Genomic DNA, 21,388 nt, shown 5'->3' on the forward strand with positions numbered 1-21,388 from the left:
TCCTCAAAGTGAAATTGTACATTCTATGCGTAACCTATTACATTAGACGTTACGTGTAGATAGATAAACGCGGTACTCTGTCACTAAAACGGTACAACTGTGCAGGTCTTTGTGAATACTGGTTGGAACTGAGCGGTTTGCCGTTCTCATCACGCACCTCTTCCAGTATTCCCTGCCTGCTACGAGTCGATGTTATTTTGCGAATAAAGTTTGGCTCTTCGAAATCCGGTACGACACTCTGAATCACCTGATATAATTCACCCAGTGTAAAATGTAGCGGTAAAAACTGCTTGGCGATCGTCGTCTGAAGCATCTGTAACTGAATTTTGCGATAAGCATCTACTATGATATCCCGGTGATCGAATGCCAGCTCCAATTCCTCCAACGCTTCGCGGATCGTGAATAACCCGACCTCGGAAGCATCATCGGCCGCCTGACGCTGTTCCAACATCCATTCTTCTACCAGCGCAAAAAATGCATGTGATATAATCCACCCGCGCGGATCACGTCCCGGTCCACTATATACACCCAAATACTCCAGATGCCCGCCGTCCACACCCGTTTCCTCTAACAGCTCCCTCTTGGCAGCTCCATACATAGATTCATCTTCCTGACAAAACCCTCCAGGCAACGCCCAGCGTCCTGCAAACGGCCAACTGCGGCGCTTGATGAGCATCACTTTCAGCTCTCGAATAGGCAATGTCTTTGTTACCGTCTTGCGCTCCCGCTTCGTTAAGGTAAACATAACGATATCCGCTGGAGCTCCATCCGGGGTACGGTATTTCTTAATGTTGTACGACGCCTTTTGCGCCTCTTCGTTTATACGATTGCTATCCATTGGCATCACCATATTATATCGTTTTGATAAATTCATTATGACATAATAAAAATTTTTGTCAAGTGTCAGGCCTTGCCTGAATCACTTGCTTGTGTACGTAATACTCGGAAGGTTGCTGTAGATGTAGAACCGAGTGTGCCTTCACTATCTCTTACTTCCGCCTCAGTGGTTATAGTTCGACCTCCTTGATGAAGAATTCGCGCCCTAACCTCCAGTCGTCCTTTCCTCATGGCTGACAAGAAATGAACATTCAGGTTCGTCGTTACACATGGATCCATATTCCGTGAAGCCATACTGACCATCCCCATCGCCTGATCCATCAATGAAGTAAGTACACCCCCATGGACAATACCCATCACATTGGTATGCTCTTGTTTGGCCTCCAAAGCGATCTGTACCTCGTTTGCATCAGCTGCAATCAGCTCACACCCTAAATACTCCCAAAAAGTATTATTTTCTCCCTCTAGCATCTTACCCAACTTATCCATTCCCTTGCTTCCATCCCTTCGATGTTGTCCCATTTCTCTGATGTCTTATAAACACATACGATAGTAAATTGCTTTCGAAAAAAAGGCGTGGAAGCTACGCCTCCACACCATAGATTTCACTCTAATCACTGCAATTCGACGAGGAAGTGCTTTTCCCCTCTTCTACGTTCACCTTCTCAGCAACGGTATCACGGATCGCCATGATTACCATTTGCAGTAGCTCATTAATTTCCACCTGACTCTGCTGAAACTCCGTGACAATTGGAATACCGTCAAGCTCTTCCTGAAGCTCCTGTAGCTCGGCCTCTATTTTGGCAATCATTTTTTGATTCTTCAAGGATTCAAATGCTACAATTTCCTTTTGCTTCTTTTTCATCGTTGCAATCAGTTGCTGGATGCGCCCATGATCCTGAATCTTTTCTTCTGCTTTCCGGAATACCTGTACTTCCTCACTGCTACCCAAAATACCTGCCAATTCTTTGGCTTTTGCCAATATCATTTCGCGATTGACCAAATGATCATGCTGGCGCGCCGCCGATTGAAGTTCTGTTTGTTGCAACCGCTCCTCTGTCATTGCCCATCGCTCCTTTTCTCACTTAGACGGCCTTGCACACAGCCCTTTACTCAGACCGCATGCAACCCGTTAGAAATTCTTTTATCCGTTAACCGCTACAGCCGTTTCAACCAGATCACCTTTGATGTAAAAGGTCATAGGTTCCGTAATTTTCACTTGAACAAAGGAACCAATCAGGTCCTTAGAACCCTCAAAATGTACAAGCTTATTGGAACGGGTCCGACCGGCAAGCACTTTGCTGTCATTTTTGCTCTCGCCTTCCACCAGCACTTCAACCACTTCGCCACGCAAACGACTATTAAAGCGAAGGCTGTTTTGGTTCACAGCAATGTTCAGACGCCGGAGACGCTCTTTTTTGACCGACATAGGCACATTATCTTCCATCGAAGCAGCTGGCGTACCTTCACGTGGTGAATAAATAAATGTGTAGGCAAAGTCATATCCGACCTCGCGCACCAGAGATAGAGTATCTTCAAACTGCTCGTCTGTTTCGCCCGGGAAACCTACGATGATATCTGTTGTCAGAGAAACATGCGGAACAGCTGCTTTAATCTTCGCGGCCAGTTCCAGAACACGCTCACGGGTATATTTTCGGTTCATTTTCTTCAATATATCCGTATTACCGGATTGAACAGGCAGATGAATATGCTCCACCAAATTGCCACCCTTACCAAGCACTTCAACCAAATGGTCATCAAAATCACGTGGATGTGATGTCGTAAAACGTACACGCGGGATATTGATTTTGCGCATATCATCCATCAGATCCCCGAATCTGTAATTCAAATCTTTCAAATCCTTGCCATAAGCGTTAACATTCTGCCCCAGTAAGGTAATTTCTTTAAAGCCTTGACGTGCCAAATCCCGTACCTCAGCGATTACATCCTCTGGACGACGGCTTCTTTCCTTACCACGTGTAAAGGGAACAATGCAATAGGTGCAAAATTTATCACAACCGTACATAATGTTCACCCAAGCCCGCATACCCTCACGCTTCTTCGGCAAGTTTTCGATAATGTCGCCTTCCTTAGACCACACTTCGACCACCATTTCTTTGCTAAAGAGTGCTTCCTTGACGAGCTGAGGCAGACGATGAATATTATGGGTACCAAAAATCATATCAACAAAACCGTGTTTTTGCATAATTCGGTTAACGACATTCTCTTCCTGTGACATGCAGCCACACACGCCAAGCAGTAATCCTGGCTTTTCTGTTTTGAGATGCTTGAGGTGACCCAACTCGCCAAACACTTTATCCTCCGCATTTTCACGGATAGCACAAGTGTTCAGTAAAATGATGTCTGCTTCCTTCCGATCCTCGGTTGCCTGGTAGCCCATTTGCTCCAGCAAGCCTTTTATGGTTTCGGAATCATGCTCGTTCATTTGGCAACCAAATGTGTATACGATATAATGCTTTCCCTCACCGATATGCTTGAGCTCATCCGGAACTGTGTTATCATACAATACCTGTACGTCCTCTTTACCGCGCTGCTTTTCTTTTCTATGGTTCGGCTCCGCCATAATGTTGATTTCACGTCCGCGAATACGGATCTTTTTGCTATGCTCATCTTCAGAAATAATCTTCGCATCCGAGAAATCAAAATATTTGGAGTAATCTTTTGTTTTCTTTTCCATTCCTTAGTCACTCCTTACACCATCTATTTCACGAGCTAATTTGTAATTTTACTGTATTTTTAGGCATGGGTAAATTTATCTTAAGTTCTAAAAAACCTTTAAAAAAGGCATTACACTAAATTATAGCATGATTTATAGGCCATCGCCATAGATCAACCGCAGATACCATGGAGTGTAATTTGAACTCATGTTCTTTTTGTACATAAGTGAAGTATTTATAAATTATATAGTATGTAAAAAGCCCGATTCTTTTGCAAGAATCGGACTCTTTAAGCCTTCCCATTTAAATACGTGTATATTAGTCTACGATTTCAGCGTTGTCACCGTTTTTCACACCGGCTCCGTTCGCTTCATCTGTATCAATGTGCATATCCAAAGCAAAAGAATCGGACACACGTGCAAGAACATTTTCAAATACAAGGCCACGTTCGCCGCCGACACGTACTTTCAGCAACTGCTTGTCCTTAATGTCCCATTTAGCTGCATCAGATGTATGGAAATGAATATGGCGGGCTGCTACAATCACGCCTTCTTGCAGTTCCACTTCACCAGCTGGTCCTTTTACCGTGATTCCTGGTGTACCATCAATGCTACCAGATTCGCGTACAGGTGCTTTTACACCAATAGCAAAGGAATCAGTGCGAGAGATTTCCAATTGGGAAGCGGGACGAGCAGGTCCCAAAATGCGAACCTTATCAAATTGGCCCTTAGAACCAATTACAGCTACCGTTTCATTTGCGGCAAATTGTCCTGGTTGGGACAATGGTTTAAATTCAGTTAATTGATAGCCTGCTCCGAACAAAATTTCAATATGCTCTTGAGTCAGGTGAATATGACGGGCGGAAACGCCGACAGGTACGATTTTACTCATCGTGTGGTCACTCCTTTTTCTCTATACAATACTTTACACATCCATGCTATTATACTCCTATTTTGCCAAGAAAGAAAAGGAGAGCGCATAAAGTTCCCTTTTTCGCCCCAATCAGCGTTAAATATCCTCCATATAAAGTCGGATCAAACCGTCGTTTTAGCGAACAGGAGAAAGAAAAGCATGATTTCAGCTACGATGAGATGAGGGGGAACGACAATAAATATATTAAGGATAAACAGGACACAGAGTATTCCAGTCAAGAAAAAAATGACTCTGAGACGAGGTTTAAGATGACTTAATCTGTACTGATGAAATACCAGCAAAACCGACAAAAAGTAAATAAAAACAGAAGCAAAGGTAAAGCAAAGCACAAAGATATAGTCTACTTGTCCCAAAAACAAGAGCTGAATCGAAGCAGCTAGCATGCTAAGGGAAAGATAAATAAACAAATGACCATAAATAATAGTCTGGCCTGCTGATTGTTTTGATTTATCTACGCGCTTCTCCATATTCTCAAAATATTGCCACCAGATTGCGATGACTAATACAAAAGCCAAAGCAGCAAATACAACAGAAGAAACCGTAAAATGATCGGATTGTAAAACAGAAAGCATACTTATCACAGATTCGCCAAGCAGAATTAAGGTGAACTGTGCAAAGCGTTCTAAAAGATGCTCCGTATGGATTGGTGTGATCACCAACTTTTTACGGCCAATCAAAGGAACGAGGATATCAATAGCTATACCGGTATATAAAATCAAATATCGAACCCAAGAATCAAAGAAGAGGGAGAAACTAGAGATGACTATTCCAATCCAAAAATAGGTACCAAAAAAACGAGCTGTTTCCTGTTTATGAGCCGTTTCTTTGGGTGCCGAAAGTAAATATTGAACGACAGTCAAACCTCTTAACCCAATATAGCCAACAAAAAAAGATACATAATACGCATCAAAATCTATATTAAGGCTGGCGGTCATGATCAACACGAAAAACAATTGCAGGATCATAAAAATTCGATGCGTTATACTGTCTTGCCCAAAACGATTGTTGTAGACCGTTTGCCCCACCCAAGCCCACCATATTGGGATAAAAATCATAATAAACTTTTCCATATGTTCCCACGAAATACTACCATGCTCAACATGTAGTAATACATGAGTGGCCTTAGAGACAGCAGCTACGAACAATAAGTCATAAAAGAGCTCAAGCCAGGTAACCTTCTTTATTAACATTGTGTAATGGAGCCCCCTCTGATATGGCGGTGCAGCATGGTGTCCCCTCAGTCTTGCTCCAACGTCTGCCTTATTTATGCTTATTTTAGCACCATGAAATTCTAAGATGCTCCAATTATTTCGTAATCGTTCTCACTTTGTCAAGGTATTCGCAGCCAATAATAACTCTTAGTATATAGCTATTTAAGAAGACACTTTGGAAGGCAAATTCGTTTGCAGGTATTCCAGTGCATGTCCTCCCAGCCACCCCTTGACTAGCTCCTCAGGGTAATGCTTCAGCAGCAGTTCTGCAAAAACCGGAAATTTACCCGAGTGCTCCAGCCCTTGCACATGGTGCTCGATACCGTCAAAATCAGAGCCAAACATCAAATGCCTTTCGCCGCCTAATGAACAAATATGCTCAATGTGCGGTAGCAGATCCTCAGCGGTTACCGTACCCTGCTCTTTGAGAAACATCGTGACGAAGGTCAAACCAATCCGTCCGTTACGAGCGATCAGTGCACGAATCTGTTCATCCCGTAGATTACGAGGATGAGCACATCTCGCAAAGGCATTCGAATGCGAGGCGATGGGTGGTAGAGCAGCCTCCTCCAGCACCTCCCAGAAGCCCTGTACGGACAAATGCGACACATCTAGCAGCAGTCCCAGGTCATTACAGCGATTGACCAAATCACGCCCCTTGCTAGTCAGCCCGCCTCCTCTATGTTCCATAATGCCGTCAGCCGCCCAGTTCGCATAATTCCATGTCAGCCCAATCAATCGTATTCCCATGGCATAGCACAATTCTGCATAAAACGGGTTCCCTTCCAGCGCATCTACCCCCTCCAGTGAGAGCAAAGCCCAAGGTACCCATGTATGATCCGTCCCCTTACCATCCACATACGTTAACTTTTCCGTGCGCTTCTCTTCTCCTACCTGTTTTACTTGCTCCATCTGATGCCCCCACATTGCCAAGTCTTCCTTCCACAGCAATGGTCTCAACCCACCTGAGATAGAGGTAACATGCTGCCTGAACAGCTCAATTTGACGAACCACATGCTCAAATCTTGGCATGCCCAATACCTGTGAAATATATATAGCAAACGTTTGCAACCGCACGTTACCTTCTAGCAAACGTTCTTTTGTGACATCAAGCGATGGATGACTGAAATCAATCTGCGTATTGAGTTGCATTTTACATAACACATCACAATGAAAGTCAACAACAGGCCAATTCACTTTTAGCTTATCATTCATGCATCTTACCTCCATTTATAGATTGAAGCACTACAAATTTATTTTAAAAAATCATAGTAACAGACTCACAATGCAAAAAAGCCCGTTTACAAATCGTAAACAGGCTCAGGCAACTTACATTTATTATCTTGGTTCTACAATCAATTTGATCGCAGTCCGATCTTCTCCATCAATAACAATGTCTGTAAAAGCAGGAATACAAATCAAATCCACTCCGCTTGGTGCGACAAATCCCCGGGCAATGGCTACCGCTTTAATGGCTTGGTTTAGTGCACCCGCTCCAATCGCCTGTAATTCTGCATTTCCGCGTTCACGCAGTACTCCAGCGAGTGCGCCTGCAACTGAATTGGGATTGGATTTTGCTGATACTTTTAATACATCCATAGTAAGTACCTCCCCTGGGAATGATGATGGTTTGATTCCACTATTAGATGTTATTCGAGGGTCAGCAAATAATTCCTGCTTTTTGGTGACAGTTTTCCTTATTCTTTCCTTAAGTAGCTCACAAAAAAGTTAATCCATCCGCCATTCATCTTCTTTAAGTCTAATTTTCTGAATTTTGCGGGCTTTTCCATCATTATCATTCAGTTCTACGCTGATGGCATGAAAGTGCCATTTGCCCATGTCCACTTGAAAACGTACCGGAAGCTGGGTCTGGAATTTCTGTAACACAGCCTCTTTTTGCATCCCAAGCACTCCCTCATAAGGACCTACCATTCCCGCATCTGTCTGATACGCAGTTCCTTGTGGCAAAATCGTATCGTCATTACTCTGTACATGTGTGTGCGTACCTACCACGATTGAAGCACGTCCATCCAAATGCCAACCCATAGCGATTTTTTCCGAGGTTGCTTCGGCGTGAAAATCAACTAGGATATGCTTATGTTTTTTCCGTAGTTCATCGACAATTTCATCTGCTGCACGGAATGGACAGTCAATAGCTGGCAAAAAGGTTCTACCTTGCAGATTAACAATAGCCAGCTCTTTACCTCCACCTTTTACAACGGTATACCCCCGGCCTGGTGTTCCTGGTGGAAAGTTAGCCGGGCGGATGATCCGTGGCTCATCATCTATAAAATCAAATATTTCCTTATTGTCCCAAGTATGATTTCCCATCGTAATCCCATGAACGCCCCAATCAAAAAATTCTCTGGCGATGGCTGGGGTAATTCCTCTTCCCGAAGCCGCATTTTCTCCGTTTACGATAATAACATGCGGGTTGTATTTTGATTTTAGCGAAGGGAGATTCTCCCTCAATGCCTTTCTGCCTACACTGCCGACGATGTCTCCAATAAATAATACGTTGATAGAAAGCCCTCCCTAGTCTGCCTTACATAATGAAAAGTGGCCCTACAAGCAGCGGCCACTTTTCATTGAAATGCTTTTATTTTGCGTATTCTACCGCACGGGTCTCGCGTATGACGGTAACCTTGATATGTCCCGGATAGTCCAGTTCATTCTCAATCGTTTTCGTAATATCACGGGCCAGTCGGAATGCTTCCGCATCATCAATTTTCTCTGGCTGTACCATGACACGAACTTCGCGTCCGGCTTGAATCGCGTATGATTTTTCAACGCCTTCAAAAGATTCGGAGATGCGTTCCAGCTTCTCAAGACGACGGATGTACGTCTCTAGCGTTTCACGCCGCGCTCCCGGTCTTGCTGCTGACAGGGCATCTGCCGCCCCAACCAGCATGGCGATCACTGAAGTCGCTTCGCAGTCGCCGTGATGTGAAGCAATGCTGTTGATGACGACCGGGTGTTCCTTGTACTTCTTCGCCAGTTCCACGCCAATTTCAACGTGCGATCCTTCCACTTCGTGATCCAGCGCCTTCCCGATGTCATGCAGCAATCCTGCCCGTCTTGCCAGTACAACGTCTTCGCCCAGTTCCCCGGCCATCAGACCTGTCAAGTATGCAACTTCCATCGAGTGCTTCAATACGTTCTGTCCGTAACTCGTACGGAACTTGAGACGTCCCAAGATCTTGATCAAATCCGGATGCAAGCTATGCACGCCCACCTCAAAGGTGGCCTGCTCACCATACTCACGGATTCGTTCGTCCACCTCTTTACGGGATTTTTCCACCATCTCTTCAATACGAGCCGGATGTATCCGTCCGTCCGCTACGAGCTTTTCAAGCGCAGTACGCGCAATCTCTCTACGAATCGGATCAAATCCAGACAATATAACAGCTTCCGGCGTATCATCAATAATGAGGTCGATTCCTGTAAGAGTTTCAAGTGCACGGATATTACGGCCTTCGCGCCCGATAATCCGGCCTTTCATTTCTTCGTTCGGCAATGTGACAACAGAAACCGTCGTTTCTGCTACATGATCTGCCGCACAGCGTTGGATGGCCAGTGTGATGATTTCACGAGACTTTTTGTCCGCTTCTTCTTTGGCCTGCTGTTCAATTTCTTTAATCATCTGAGCTGTTTCATGACGAACTTCCTGTTCTACGTTGGTCAGAATAATACTTCTTGCATCCTCCATCGTCAGATTGGAAATACGTTCCAACTCAGTTACCTGACTCTTGTAAATCAAATCAATTTGCTGCTGGGTTTCATCGATTCGTTTCTCTTTGTTGGCCACTTGTTCTTCTTTGCGTTCCAGCGATTCCAATTTTTTATCCAGCGATTCTTCTTTTTGCAGCAATCTTCGTTCCTGTCGTTGAATTTCATTGCGACGTTCACGAGTTTCTTTTTCAGCTTCGGCACGAATGCGGTGGATTTCATCTTTCGCTTCCAATACCGTTTCCTTCTTCAGCGCTTCTGCCTCTTTTTTCGCGTTCTCCACGATTTGCGCGGCAGCTTCTTCCGCACTGGAGATCTTAGCTTCTGCAATAGATTTGCGAATAAAATAACCAATCCCGAACCCAAAGAATAACGCGGCTACAGCAACGAGAACGAACCAGATCGCAGTCATCATACTGTTCACCTCCCCGTTGGTTCCTCCAAGGCATTCCTTGGGACTTTTTGCAATTGTCACATTTACTTTGATCGTCAAACTAAGACAACGACACAAGGTCGTTTCATTTCATATGCACATGCTTTCACATGTACAATTCCGCCTGGCATAGCGGCATCACTTGTTATTTGGCGATGAGAACTCACCCGTGGATTCCGCTTTTTTGGAAGGAAAAAGGGCGTTCCACAAGTATCGTTTCATATATATTTTATTATTTGACAAATGGCATTGTCAAGGGAATGCAAACATTAGTAGACTACCATGCAGCTTTCCCTGTAATAACTAGCTCATCCTATCCGTTCATACTAGCCAAAGGTTCAGCAGCCGTTTGGCAACTATTCCTCCCACTGCAACAATTCCTCGTCATCTGAAGCAACGTCATGCTCGGCCGCAGTGAGATGATTGACCACTCGGCGTGTCATATCCCCCGAATATCCGCGTCTCATGAGAAAAGGGTAGGTTTTCCTTTTTTTCTCCATTATATCACCACGTATCTGATTCCATTTCTTACGTCCGACCGTCAAAGCGCTCTCCCACTCCTCATTATCGGTGATCTCACCTAACGCTTCACCAATAGAGGCTTTAGAGATGCCCTTCTGACGAAGTTCTTGCCTAACCCACATCTTCCCCTTACGTTGGCTAGTTATGCGCTGCCTTGCCCATTGGCGGGCGTATAAATCATCATCTACGAGTTGTTCCCTTTGCAGTCGAACCATTACTTCGTCAATAACAGACTGATCCAGTTCTTTTTGTAACAAACGTTGGGCAATTTCCTGACGTGTGCGAGGCTTTCGCCCCAAATAGCGAAGCGCAAGTACATAAGCCTGTTGCTTTTCATCTGCCAGAACGATATCTTCCAGTTCTTTTTTATCAAATGACGTTCCTTTGAACATATTGTACTTGATCATTACATCTTCTAATACAGACAGCGAATACGGACCAAAATGAATGATATACCTTCCACGTTTGCGTCCCTGTCCCTGCTCTACCCTAGTAATCATCAATTCCTCATGATCCGGAAAAAGAGAAATCCCTTGTTGCTTATTTGCTTCCGAAGTGTATTCATCTTCATCGTCCAACTGCAATATATTTCCCTCACTTTGAAATTCACGAAAGCAGCCTTTGAACACCTGCTACGCAAAGTTAGATTCCGCGACAAAGCAGACTTTAGTTGATGCAAAAATGCCCTGCACAACTGTGCAGGGCATCAGAATCATGCTATTCAAACGGACGGTGCCATAACCCTGGCCCCAGTTCACAAATCAGGGTTCACCAAGCTTTATTCAAGCTCCAACAATTCCTGTTCTTCCTTCGCTTGCTGTGCCAACTCTTCTTCTGTAGGCGGAGCAACCGTCGTAACCAAATTGCTGGCCACCCGAATTTTTTGTTCGATCGTACTAGCAATATTCGGATTTTCCTTCAAAAATTGTTTAGCATTCTCACGTCCCTGACCAAGGCGCTCACCTTCGTAGGAATACCAGGCTCCGCTCTTGTCGACAATGTCATGCTCCGTACCGATATCGATCAAGCTACCTTCTTTGGAAATACCCTCACCGTACATAATATCCACCTCAGCCTGACGGAAAGGAGGGGCAACTTTGTTCTTCACGACTTTAATACGTGTGCGGTTACCCACAATGTCGTTACCCATTTTCAAACTTTCAATACGACGAACATCCAAACGTACCGTAGAGTAAAACTTCAAGGCGCGTCCACCTGGTGTTGTTTCAGGGTTACCGAACATAACACCTACTTTTTCACGTAGCTGGTTAATAAAAATAGCAATGGTTTTCGACTTATTAATGGCTCCAGAAAGCTTACGCAATGCCTGAGACATCAAACGTGCTTGAAGACCAACGTGGGAATCTCCCATTTCGCCTTCAATCTCTGCCTTGGGCACAAGTGCCGCTACGGAGTCAACAACTACAATGTCTACTGCTCCACTACGTACAAGGGCTTCGGCAATCTCAAGCGCCTGCTCTCCTGTATCTGGTTGCGATAGTAACAACTCATCAATATTGACACCCAGCTTGCTTGCATACGACGGATCAAGCGCATGCTCGGCGTCGATAAAGGCGGCTTGTCCGCCTGTTTTTTGCACCTCTGCGATAGCGTGAAGAGCTACTGTCGTTTTACCGGATGATTCCGGTCCGTATATTTCAATAACCCGGCCTCTTGGAAAGCCGCCCGTTCCTAACGCAATATCCAAAGCAATCGAACCACTGGGGATCGTTTCCACTTGCATATGGGTAGACTCACCCAACTTCATAATGGAACCTTTACCAAATTGCTTTTCTATTTGACGGAGCGCCATATCCAGCGCAGCACGACGATCTGACAATAAACTCACATCCTTCATTGTTTGTACTTTAATAATACCTTGTTTTGACACGCTTGCCAAGCATTTTTTCGAACATACATTCGTTTTTTTTATTCGCACAACTCTCTTCTATAATTACACCTGTCTCTTAAAACAAAAAAAGAACCGCTGGCAAAAGGCTTTGCAACGGTTCTTCCGATAAGATGATTATACCATGAATATCTATCTAAAACAACTCTACGAGTCACACTGTACATAGATGTTTAAGAGAGTTTCTCGTTCTCTACCAGCCTGCGCCACAATCTGTACAGGATTGCTTTAACTGATCGCAGTCGGATTGTTTCACGGTTGCCACTCAGTCTCAGTTCATGTACTTCCGTTTCCTTGTCGCGTTCAGCAATGCCAATATACACTAGACCGACTGGCTTCCGTTCGGAATACCCAGGCCCAGCTACACCAGTAACTGAAAGTCCAAAATCGCTATCCATGATCATTCTCGCCTGCTCTGCAAGCACAAGGGCTACTTCCTTACTCACTGCGCCTGGCGCATGGTCCCCTTCCAAATAATCATAAGGCACGTTGAGTAACTTCATCTTCATTTCATTGGAATAGCACACGATGCCACCTTGAAACATAGCAGCACTGCCAGGTATAGAAGTAATCTGTTCCATCAGCATTCCACCTGTACAGCTTTCTGCCGCACTCACAGTGAGTTCGCGTTTGGCCATTAGATCTACGATAACCTTCTCCAGCGCAACATCCTCGCTTGCATACATATACTCCGAAAGACGCTGCTGAATTTCTACTTCCGTAGCTGTCAACTTAATTAATGCTTCACTTTCGCTGGCCGCCTTGGTGGATATACGGATCGTGACTTCCCCTTCCTTGGCATAAGGAGCAATCGTAGGATCTGTCTGGGATTGGATCAAATCTAACAAATGGGTTTCAAGAGCTGACTCACCGATCCCTGCAAATTTTAGCATTTTCGAATAAATTGGCATTTCCTCACCGCTCAATGCTTGCTGAAGCAACCAAGGTTTCGCATGGTTTGCAAACATGGGTTTGAGTTCCTTAGGCGGTCCAGGCAAAACTACATAAAATTTACCGTCCTGTGCAATCGCGTCGCCCACAGCTAGCCCTGTCTCATTTTCAAGTGGAGTAGCACCTTCAATAGAAAGCGCCTGCCGGCGGTTATTCTCGGTCATTTCTACCCCACGGTTACGGAAAAATTGATCTAGCTTGTCCATTGCAAGACGATCTATGTGCAATTTTCGCCCCAATACAGCCGCTATCGCCTCTTTCGTCAAATCATCCTGAGTCGGCCCCAGACCGCCGGAAAACAAAATAATATCCGCACGCTTCTGAGCAATTCTTATCGCTTCCTGAAGCCGATCTATGTTATCGCCAACCACAGTCTGAAAATATACATCGATTCCAATTGTAGCCAGCTCTTGTGACAAATATTGAGCATTTGTATTCACTATTTGTCCGAGTAATAACTCTGTTCCTACTGCAATTATTTCAGCTTTCATCAATTCTTCCTCCTGTACTGCGAATATTATGGGAATTATATAAAGAAACAGCAATAAGTTTAGTCCCTATTGCTGTTTCCATAAAATTTATCCTGTTAAACTTTGGAGGAGCTCAGCAAATGGATATTTTTCACGAAATAATCAATACCCGAATAAATGGTGATCAACACTGCTGCCCATATCGCTATTAAATCAAACGGTATACCAAGAAAAACAAACGGGAAATTATTAATGAGCAGCGCTACAATAGCAACGATCTGGATGATCGTCTTTAATTTGCCCCAATTGCTTGCAGCAACCACAGACCCATCCAGTAAGGCAATCTGACGCAGCCCCGTAACCGCAAACTCACGGCTAACAATCACAACGACAATCCATGAATCAATTTTCCCCATTTCTACCAAGGAAACCAAAATAGCGGTTACCAAAAGCTTATCAGCAAGGGGGTCCAACAGCTTGCCCAAATTGGTGACCATATTATTTTTACGTGCCAAATATCCGTCAAGACCATCCGTGCTGGCTGCTACAAGGAAAATGATAGCCGCAATCAGCTGATTATACGGCAGCTTGAAAGCTCCGATCTCAATCGGCGGCGGATAAAAATCAAAGTCCACCAGCAAAGCCAGCATCATCACCGGGATAAGGCAAATCCGCGTTATTGTAATTCTGTTGGGTAAATTCACAACACACTCTCCCCTGATTATCGTACTTGATTACAAATGGCAGTTTTCGGATTAAATTCAATCCTATGTAAATCGCTTTCGACGAGCGCTATACACCTGAATTGTCTGCATTTTCGTTACAAGTATAATATGGCGCAAAACGCATGTCAAAATAACCTGCCGCACATCAAGCAACGTTTTTTCCTACAAAATATATGAGGGAAAACGGCTTTATTTCATGTTTGTAAATTGAAGCTCCAATGGCAAATCAGCTTTACGTAGCAATTGAATGATCGCCTGTAAATCATCCCTGTTTTTTCCAGTTACTCGGATTTGATCACCTTGAATCTGACTTTTGACTTTTAGCTTGGAGTCCCGAATAAGAATATTAATTTTCTTGGCATTATCTTGATCAATTCCCTGCTTAAGCGAAAGACGCTGACGCACTGAACCTAGAGAAGCGGGTTCCAATTTGCCATACTCCACATTTTTAAGGGACAGACCTCGTTTGGCCATTTTAGATTGCAAAATATCAATCACCGCATTCAGCTTGTACTCGTCTTCCGATGCAATCGTAAGAGCTTCTTTCTCAAGCTTGAGGCTACTTTTGCTATCCTTGAAATCAAATCGTGTTTCAATTTCACGCTCCGTCTGATGAACCGCATTTGTTAACTCCTGCATATCCATTTTGGAGACGATATCAAATGAATTTTCTGAAGCCATCGTTTCACTTTCCTTTCCACAACAAAGTTCAATATCTAATTATAGGCTAGTCATTTACAAAAATCCAATAATCCGTTGACTAAAAAGGCGTTCTTGCCAGTTTTCCTGACAAAAACGCCTTTATTTCAATTACGGTCAAAATATCTAATTATGGCTTCGTGTTGGAGTTCGGAACATATCCAAGAGTCCAAGCACAATGTGAGCAAGACCAAAGCCCAGTATGCCATAGCCCCATGCATTCGGTGTCAGATAATAGCCCAGTAAACTGACAATGATACCGAGCCCAGTCACAATCCAGCTGACGGTCATAACGTATACACCTCACTTTGCGGAAAATGAAATGACTGCCTTTCCAGGAATTACAGTCATTAGTATTTCCTCGCACCAAGGCGTTTATTCACCATCAGTAGTTGTAGAATCTGTACCATTTTGTGCTGAATCCGTACTGCTACCTGTCGTAGAATCTGCAGGTGAACCCGTCACTCCTGCACTCGTTCCGGTCGAAGAAGCTTCTCCTTGCTGGATCAGTACACGTGTAGTCGATTTATTATCTGTTATCGGTTGACCTGCTACGGAAATATCTGTGGCAGAAGACCGTCCTGATTTGATATATAAACCTTCCGGACCAATATCGAAAGACATGGCATCTCCACTTTTAGTCATACCGTAGCTCAGCTTTTCTCCACGGGAATTTTGTCCCTTGTACACTTCAAGCCAGCTTTCACCCGTAGCTTTAATATCAACCTTGGCTGTGGCTCCCGTTGCACTGGAAACTTTGAAAATCGTCGTCTTGCCTTGCTTGCCGTCCTGTGCCACAGTTATACCTTGTTGTGGTGTAGTCGTATCCGGCTGCTGTCCAGTATCTGGAGTAGTAGCATCCGTATTCCCCGTACCATCTGGCTGAGTTTGTCCGGTTTGCCCCGCATCAGGAGTCTTCCCACCAGCACCATTTGGAGCCGTCGTTTGACCATTGTTCGGCTGTGTCGTAGTGGTATCAGGAGTAGACGTGCTTGGTGTTGTACTTGGTGTTGTAATCGGCGTTGTGTTTTCTGCTGTTTTTGGAGTTGAATGGTTGTTGCTCACCCAATAAGCATAAATAACCCCAACAATGAGAACTAGAAAAAGCCACATTAACGCTGTAGGCAACCATTTAAGATTACCAATCGTGGCGGGACGGCTGGAGCGTTTCTGTGTAACAGGCTCCATCACTGCTTCCGGCTCAGGTTCAGGCACATTGCTTTGATGCCCTTCCAGAATCTCATCGGGGTTCAACCCGACAGTTTCAGCGTATGTTTTAATAAAAGCTCTGACATAAAAGCTTCCCGGCAGCACTTTGTAATCGCCCGTCTCAATGGCTTCCAGATAACGTTTGCGTATCTTCGTCATTTCCTGAACATCGTCAAGGCTCAATCCTTTTTGCAGCCGGGCCTCCTTTAATTGCTGACCCAGTTCTGACATGTCATCATCTCCTTGTATAATTACGCTTATTTAAAGATCTTCTGTATAACTGGCTGTAAAGGTATCATAAATAATTTCCTCAGCCGGATTATTGCGAAGTTCAATAATGATATTGAAATCGTCAAAGCTGTATCCTGATTCACGTACAAATACATCAGGATGCTCAATCACTTTAGTACTTGGCATGCTCATGATTTCCTGAAGCAGGTGATAATGTCTTTCATTTGACCGAATTGTACTCACAATACCATCAATAATAAACACATTGTTTGGGTTCATTTCTTCTTCAGAGAGCTGACTGCGCACCGTCTGTCGTAGTAACGTTGAAGACACAAAAGTCCAACGCTTCATTGCGCATACACTACTGGCAATAATGGATTCCGTTTTGCCCACACGCGGCATCCCGCGAAGACCGATCACCTGATTGCCGTCCCTCTTTAATACTTCACCCAAAAAATCGACCAGCAACCCAAGCTCATCGCGTGTAAAGCGAAATGTTTTACGATCATCTGAATCCCGATCGATGTAACGGCCGTGTCTTACTGCCAATATATCAACCAGTCTCGGAGCACGTAAGGCCGTGACTGTAATGTTGCTCGCTTTTTTTAACGTGTCTCCGAGAATGCGTATTTTCTCGTCATCGTCCGTTTCAAGCAACATCCCCCGTCTTTCACCTTCAACACCGTTGATTGTCAGTATATTAACCCCCAGAATACCAAGCATGGAAGCAATGTCTCCCAGCAGTCCGGGTCGATTTTTATGTATCTTGTACTCCATGTACCACTGTTTCGTTTCTTCCGTCACGTTAGCACCTCATTCACATTCAAACCGTCAACAACTCCAAATCAAAGCATTATTGTATCATAAAATAACATCTTTCGACAAAACCAATTATTGAAATTCGATAGGCTACATTGTGTTGTAAGCCTCAATCACGTTTATGATATATAAATTACAATGGAATTACAAGAACAGCTCTGTAACCATTACAGAAAAGCCCCCAAAAGGGAGCTTTTCATGTTGGTTCCTACTTATGCGTTGCTCTTAGCCAATTTAACCATTAGCCGGGCGATGGTGTGACGCTCGTCCTCATCGGCAACTCCCCACAGTTCTTTCAGTGCGCGGTTGGAGTGGTTCGCTGGGTCGACCTTCTCATCCAGAAAATCACCGATTTCATAAGCAAGCTCTGAAATGGTATCTTGGCTGATTCCCAGCTTCTCCGCTTGCTCTACACGCTGACCAAGGAACTTTTTCCAAACATCAAAATTCTGAACAACTGTTGACATACTTAAATCCTCCTTAGATGATTCAGATTTAAAATCAACAGTTATAATATGCTCTTCTCAGACGCTTACTATACTGGTGGATTCCTCCAAGCGCTATCCCTTAAGTCACCCATCCTCCATTAGGACTTATGACCTGGCCATTAATATAACCTGACTCAGGAAGCGCAAGAAAATAAACCAGGGAAGATATTTCATCAGGTCGAGCCAACCGTCCGGCAGGAATTTCTTCTTCCAAACTGGTAATTTCGCCTTTATCCAAATGATCCAGCATCGACGTATCCACTGCACCTGGAGCTACAGCATTCACTGTCACCCCGGAAGGTGCTACCTCTTGAGCCAACGCTTTAGTGAAAGCGTTAATGCCTCCCTTGGTGGTGGAATACAACACCTCGCACGATGCGCCACATATCCCCCACACGGAGGAAACATTCACAATGCGGCCATAGCGTTGGGAAATCATATGTGGCATAAAAACCTGCGTGCACATAAAGGTTCCCTTAACATTGACGGCCATCACTTCGTCCCATTCCTCTTCCGAAACATCTGTCAACAGCCCATAATGAGATAATCCGGCGTTGTTCACAAGAATATCCGGCTTCATCCCGTGATTATCCAGCTTTTCCCGCATGCGTTCGATCTGCTCCTTGCTCCGCAGATCCGCTGACACGGTCATTACCTTGCCTGAATAAGCCATGCAACGACGGGCAACTTCATTTGCTTTTTCATGAGACTTCATATAGTGAATGACAACATTCATCCCTACAGCTGCAAAACGCTCAGCAATTGCCGCACCAATTCCGCCACTCGCTCCTGTAATCAGCACCGTTGTATCGCCAATTGCTTTTAATTCTCCGCCCCCGGTGGTCATCGTTTCCCTCTCCCTGGACATTACGGACTCACCACTAGTGATATTGCGAGTTGATCCCACTGGACATGGTCTTTTAGACGGCGATTTACATCCTCAAGCGTGATACTTTCATAAATAGGAAGAAGTTGGAAAAAATCACTGCCCCGGAAGCGATGTCTTGTAAATTCATGTGCAATATTTTCTGGTGAATTGAGTGTACGCAGATAACCACCGATTTTCTTTTTGCGTGCCCGTTCAAAATGTTCTGCTGCAAAGCCCTGCTTCTGAATGGACTCCACCTCTTCACGTATTCTCGCCAACAGCCGATCCGGGTCTTTGGTATCCCCGCCGATTGCAGAGAATGCATATTGCTGCGTACTATTGTACTCATGACCAAAACTGTCCGAAATCAGATCCTCATCGTAAAGCTTTTGATATAGTTGTGTACTGGAACCAAACAGGAGATCAAGCATCAGCTTGGTTTCCAGATCATGACGAAGTAATTCTTCACCCGTTAGGCCTACTTCAGCCTCCTTGAATCCAAACAGTAGCTTTGGCAGAGAAACGGCCAGCTTCACCTCACGACGTGGTTCTGCAACTGTAGTGGGTTCATCGTCGAAAATCCGCTCAATCTCTCCCTGCGGCTTATAGTCCTTTTTGGCCTGATTGTTACGTACCAGCTCTATTACTTCAGCTGGATCCACTCCGCCCACTACAAAAAGAATCATATTGCTTGGGTGGTAGAAAGCTTCATAGCAACTGTACAGCGTTTCTTTTGTAATCGTACTGATGGATTGAACAGTACCTGCGATATCTATATGCACCGGATGGACCTTGTACAACGCCTCGATCAGACCAAAGTAACTCCGCCAATCGGGGTTATCTTCATACATATTAATTTCCTGGCCGATAATGCCTTTTTCCTTTTCTACATTTTCATCTGTAAAGTAAGGATGCTGCACAAAATTGACCAGCGTGGTCAAATTTTCTTGAATACGCTCGGTTGCCGAAAACAGATATACTGTTTGATCAAAGCTCGTAAATGCGTTCGCCGATGCCCCATTAGAGGAAAAGGTAGCAAAAATATCGCCTTCAGGCTCTTCAAACATTTTATGCTCCAAAAAATGGGCTATGCCATCCGGCACCTTTACGGGCTGTTGACCTTCTACGCGGAAATGATTATCAACTGAGCCGTATTTAGTTGCAAATGTGGCGTATGTCTTCTGAAAACCCGGTTTGGGCAACACATAAACGTGTAAACCGTTATCCATTACTTCATAGTACAGCGTTTCCTGCAAATGCTCATAAGGTATATGCTCCACCGCTATTCCCCCTTCTGGTCTCTCAAGAAATAAATAGTGTCCAGTCGGAACGTCCGGGCGGCATCCTGAACATCCTGCACCTTGACTGCCTCCACCTGACTCAGCAGCTCATCTACTGTCCGTTCTTTACCGGAAAGCTGTCTGTTAAAATCATAGGCGATCATTTCAAAAGCGGAATCCTGCATCTCCTTTAGCAAGTTGCGAATCATCGCCTGCGTTTGGGTCATTTCCAGCTCAGTAATCGCTCCGTTTTGCGTATCTTCCAGTTGCTTGCGGATAATAGTAACCGCTTTTTCATAATTAGGAATTTCAATACCAGATTGAATCGTACCAATACCTTTATGCCCGTCATACCGTGATGAAGCGTAATACGCCAAACTTTCCTTCTCCCTCACATTAACGAACAGCTTTGAATGCGGATACCCGCCCAGAATGCCATTGTACATCAGAGCGGAAGCATAGCGATCGTCTCCATACGTAATAGGGGTGCGCAACCCCATGTTGAGCTTGCCCTGGTTCACATCAAGACGCTCTACAACGGTTTGAACATCACGCTCTACCGACTTGAGCTGTTCAGGAACATACCCTGTTTCCGCTGAACGATTCAATTGAAAATAGCGATCAACAAACTTCTCAACTTCTTCTAGCGTCGTATCTCCCACAACGTATAAATCCATGCTGGCATGATTCAGCCATTCTCCATAAGCCTTATACAAGCTCTGTGCATCTATACTGTCCAGATCAGATCGTTGACCAAGAGGGTGCAGACGATAAGGCTCATCCTTGCACATTTCCTCCATACAGCGCTCACCAGCATAACGTATTTTATCGTTAACTATAGATTCCAGCTTCTTACGCACATTTTCTCGTTCCTGCTGGACATATCCCGTTTGAAATGCACCATTTTCCAATGCAGGCTTCGTTAGCACTTCTCCGAGAAAAGAAAACGAACGATCCAGTAAACTATTTGGACTATTTACAAAGCTGTCATTAATTGTATCCATGCGAAATTGCACGATCTGATAATCTCCACGTTTATACACATCGAAACCGAAACCCGCGCCATACAATTGCTCTAACTGTTCTCTGAATTGTGTAGTCTGCGGATACGATTCTGTACCCCGTCGCAGAACGAAAGGTACCAGCCCCACTCGAGTTACGGTGTCCTCCCGTAGCGGAGTGCCTACATACAATGATATAGCAAACGTCTTAAAGCGCTTGGTCGGCAGTACATGAATCCTCAGTTGTCTGCGTGTGCCACGCTCGAAACCTGTTTTGTTCAAGTCCAAAACTCCTTTGTGACGTCAATTTGCGTCTAGCCTTTGATTAGCATTAGCTGCTGTAAATCATCCTCCTGTAAAGAGGTAAAGTGTACCAATCTTTATTCTAACCATGC

At 44.5% G+C, this 21,388-nt stretch carries 22 protein-coding genes; all 22 read right to left on the reverse strand.

The window, feature by feature from the left end:
- Positions 1 to 49 precede the first annotated feature (49 nt).
- Positions 50 to 838: an NUDIX domain-containing protein gene (locus MHB46_RS04145; RefSeq protein ID WP_023988247.1), complete on the reverse strand. Its 789-nt coding sequence runs from the start codon at positions 836 to 838 to the stop codon at positions 50 to 52.
- A gap of 65 nt (positions 839 to 903) precedes the next feature.
- Entirely contained in the window at positions 904 to 1,326 is a 423-nt protein-coding gene (locus MHB46_RS04150; RefSeq protein WP_341161690.1) for a PaaI family thioesterase, read from the reverse strand.
- A 121-nt stretch (positions 1,327 to 1,447) separates the two neighbouring features.
- Entirely contained in the window at positions 1,448 to 1,900 is a 453-nt protein-coding gene (locus MHB46_RS04155) for a RicAFT regulatory complex protein RicA family protein (protein ID WP_023988245.1), read from the reverse strand.
- A gap of 81 nt (positions 1,901 to 1,981) precedes the next feature.
- Positions 1,982 to 3,535: a tRNA (N6-isopentenyl adenosine(37)-C2)-methylthiotransferase MiaB gene (miaB, locus tag MHB46_RS04160; protein ID WP_165175595.1), complete on the reverse strand. Its 1,554-nt coding sequence runs from the start codon at positions 3,533 to 3,535 to the stop codon at positions 1,982 to 1,984.
- Between the two features lie 298 nt (positions 3,536 to 3,833).
- Complete coding sequence (gene pduL, locus MHB46_RS04165; RefSeq protein ID WP_013309962.1) at positions 3,834 to 4,406, reverse strand: phosphate propanoyltransferase; 573 nt, start codon at positions 4,404 to 4,406, stop codon at positions 3,834 to 3,836.
- 143 nt (positions 4,407 to 4,549) lie between these two features.
- Complete coding sequence (locus MHB46_RS04170; RefSeq protein ID WP_341161691.1) at positions 4,550 to 5,638, reverse strand: low temperature requirement protein A; 1,089 nt, start codon at positions 5,636 to 5,638, stop codon at positions 4,550 to 4,552.
- Positions 5,639 to 5,821: 183 nt separating this feature from the next.
- Positions 5,822 to 6,874 carry a dipeptidase gene (locus tag MHB46_RS04175; RefSeq protein ID WP_341161692.1) on the reverse strand — a complete coding sequence of 351 codons (1,053 nt, stop codon included), beginning with the start codon at positions 6,872 to 6,874 and terminating at the stop codon, positions 5,822 to 5,824.
- A gap of 123 nt (positions 6,875 to 6,997) precedes the next feature.
- Positions 6,998 to 7,258, reverse strand: coding sequence for a stage V sporulation protein S (locus MHB46_RS04180; RefSeq protein WP_007430104.1), 261 nt, complete (start codon positions 7,256 to 7,258; stop codon positions 6,998 to 7,000).
- A 129-nt stretch (positions 7,259 to 7,387) separates the two neighbouring features.
- On the reverse strand, positions 7,388 to 8,182 hold the full coding sequence (locus MHB46_RS04185) for a TIGR00282 family metallophosphoesterase (RefSeq protein WP_165176691.1): 795 nt from the start codon (positions 8,180 to 8,182) through the stop codon (positions 7,388 to 7,390).
- A 76-nt stretch (positions 8,183 to 8,258) separates the two neighbouring features.
- Positions 8,259 to 9,803 (reverse strand): ribonuclease Y, encoded by a 1,545-nt coding sequence (gene rny, locus MHB46_RS04190; protein ID WP_013309958.1) that lies wholly within the window; start codon positions 9,801 to 9,803, stop codon positions 8,259 to 8,261.
- 374 nt (positions 9,804 to 10,177) lie between these two features.
- Positions 10,178 to 10,927: a regulatory protein RecX gene (locus tag MHB46_RS04195; protein WP_061829419.1), complete on the reverse strand. Its 750-nt coding sequence runs from the start codon at positions 10,925 to 10,927 to the stop codon at positions 10,178 to 10,180.
- A gap of 194 nt (positions 10,928 to 11,121) precedes the next feature.
- Entirely contained in the window at positions 11,122 to 12,183 is a 1,062-nt protein-coding gene (gene recA, locus MHB46_RS04200) for a recombinase RecA (RefSeq protein WP_103047842.1), read from the reverse strand.
- A 242-nt stretch (positions 12,184 to 12,425) separates the two neighbouring features.
- On the reverse strand, positions 12,426 to 13,694 hold the full coding sequence (locus MHB46_RS04205; RefSeq protein ID WP_250261587.1) for a competence/damage-inducible protein A: 1,269 nt from the start codon (positions 13,692 to 13,694) through the stop codon (positions 12,426 to 12,428).
- Between the two features lie 95 nt (positions 13,695 to 13,789).
- Positions 13,790 to 14,377 (reverse strand): CDP-diacylglycerol--glycerol-3-phosphate 3-phosphatidyltransferase, encoded by a 588-nt coding sequence (pgsA, locus tag MHB46_RS04210; protein WP_013309954.1) that lies wholly within the window; start codon positions 14,375 to 14,377, stop codon positions 13,790 to 13,792.
- A 210-nt stretch (positions 14,378 to 14,587) separates the two neighbouring features.
- Positions 14,588 to 15,079 carry a YajQ family cyclic di-GMP-binding protein gene (locus tag MHB46_RS04215; protein ID WP_013309953.1) on the reverse strand — a complete coding sequence of 164 codons (492 nt, stop codon included), beginning with the start codon at positions 15,077 to 15,079 and terminating at the stop codon, positions 14,588 to 14,590.
- A 144-nt stretch (positions 15,080 to 15,223) separates the two neighbouring features.
- The gene (locus MHB46_RS04220) at positions 15,224 to 15,388 is read right to left on the reverse strand and encodes a hypothetical protein (RefSeq protein WP_023988236.1); all 165 of its coding nucleotides are present in this window, start codon (positions 15,386 to 15,388) and stop codon (positions 15,224 to 15,226) included.
- 84 nt (positions 15,389 to 15,472) lie between these two features.
- Positions 15,473 to 16,537 carry a RodZ family helix-turn-helix domain-containing protein gene (locus tag MHB46_RS04225; RefSeq protein WP_341161693.1) on the reverse strand — a complete coding sequence of 355 codons (1,065 nt, stop codon included), beginning with the start codon at positions 16,535 to 16,537 and terminating at the stop codon, positions 15,473 to 15,475.
- A gap of 30 nt (positions 16,538 to 16,567) precedes the next feature.
- A complete protein-coding gene (locus MHB46_RS04230; RefSeq protein WP_013370747.1) occupies positions 16,568 to 17,341 on the reverse strand; it encodes a DUF3388 domain-containing protein in 774 nt (257 codons plus the stop codon).
- A gap of 227 nt (positions 17,342 to 17,568) precedes the next feature.
- Positions 17,569 to 17,823 carry a DUF3243 domain-containing protein gene (locus MHB46_RS04235; protein ID WP_013309950.1) on the reverse strand — a complete coding sequence of 85 codons (255 nt, stop codon included), beginning with the start codon at positions 17,821 to 17,823 and terminating at the stop codon, positions 17,569 to 17,571.
- Positions 17,824 to 17,923: 100 nt separating this feature from the next.
- A complete protein-coding gene (gene ymfI, locus MHB46_RS04240) occupies positions 17,924 to 18,691 on the reverse strand; it encodes an elongation factor P 5-aminopentanone reductase (RefSeq protein ID WP_165175604.1) in 768 nt (255 codons plus the stop codon).
- A 20-nt stretch (positions 18,692 to 18,711) separates the two neighbouring features.
- A complete protein-coding gene (yfmH, locus tag MHB46_RS04245; protein ID WP_341161694.1) occupies positions 18,712 to 19,992 on the reverse strand; it encodes an EF-P 5-aminopentanol modification-associated protein YfmH in 1,281 nt (426 codons plus the stop codon).
- A gap of 2 nt (positions 19,993 to 19,994) precedes the next feature.
- Positions 19,995 to 21,275 (reverse strand): EF-P 5-aminopentanol modification-associated protein YfmF, encoded by a 1,281-nt coding sequence (yfmF, locus tag MHB46_RS04250; RefSeq protein WP_341161695.1) that lies wholly within the window; start codon positions 21,273 to 21,275, stop codon positions 19,995 to 19,997.
- Between the last annotated feature and the right edge of the window lie 113 nt (positions 21,276 to 21,388).

Source organism: Paenibacillus sp. FSL H7-0703 (assembly GCF_038003485.1).
Lineage (GTDB): Bacteria > Bacillota > Bacilli > Paenibacillales > Paenibacillaceae > Paenibacillus > Paenibacillus polymyxa_B.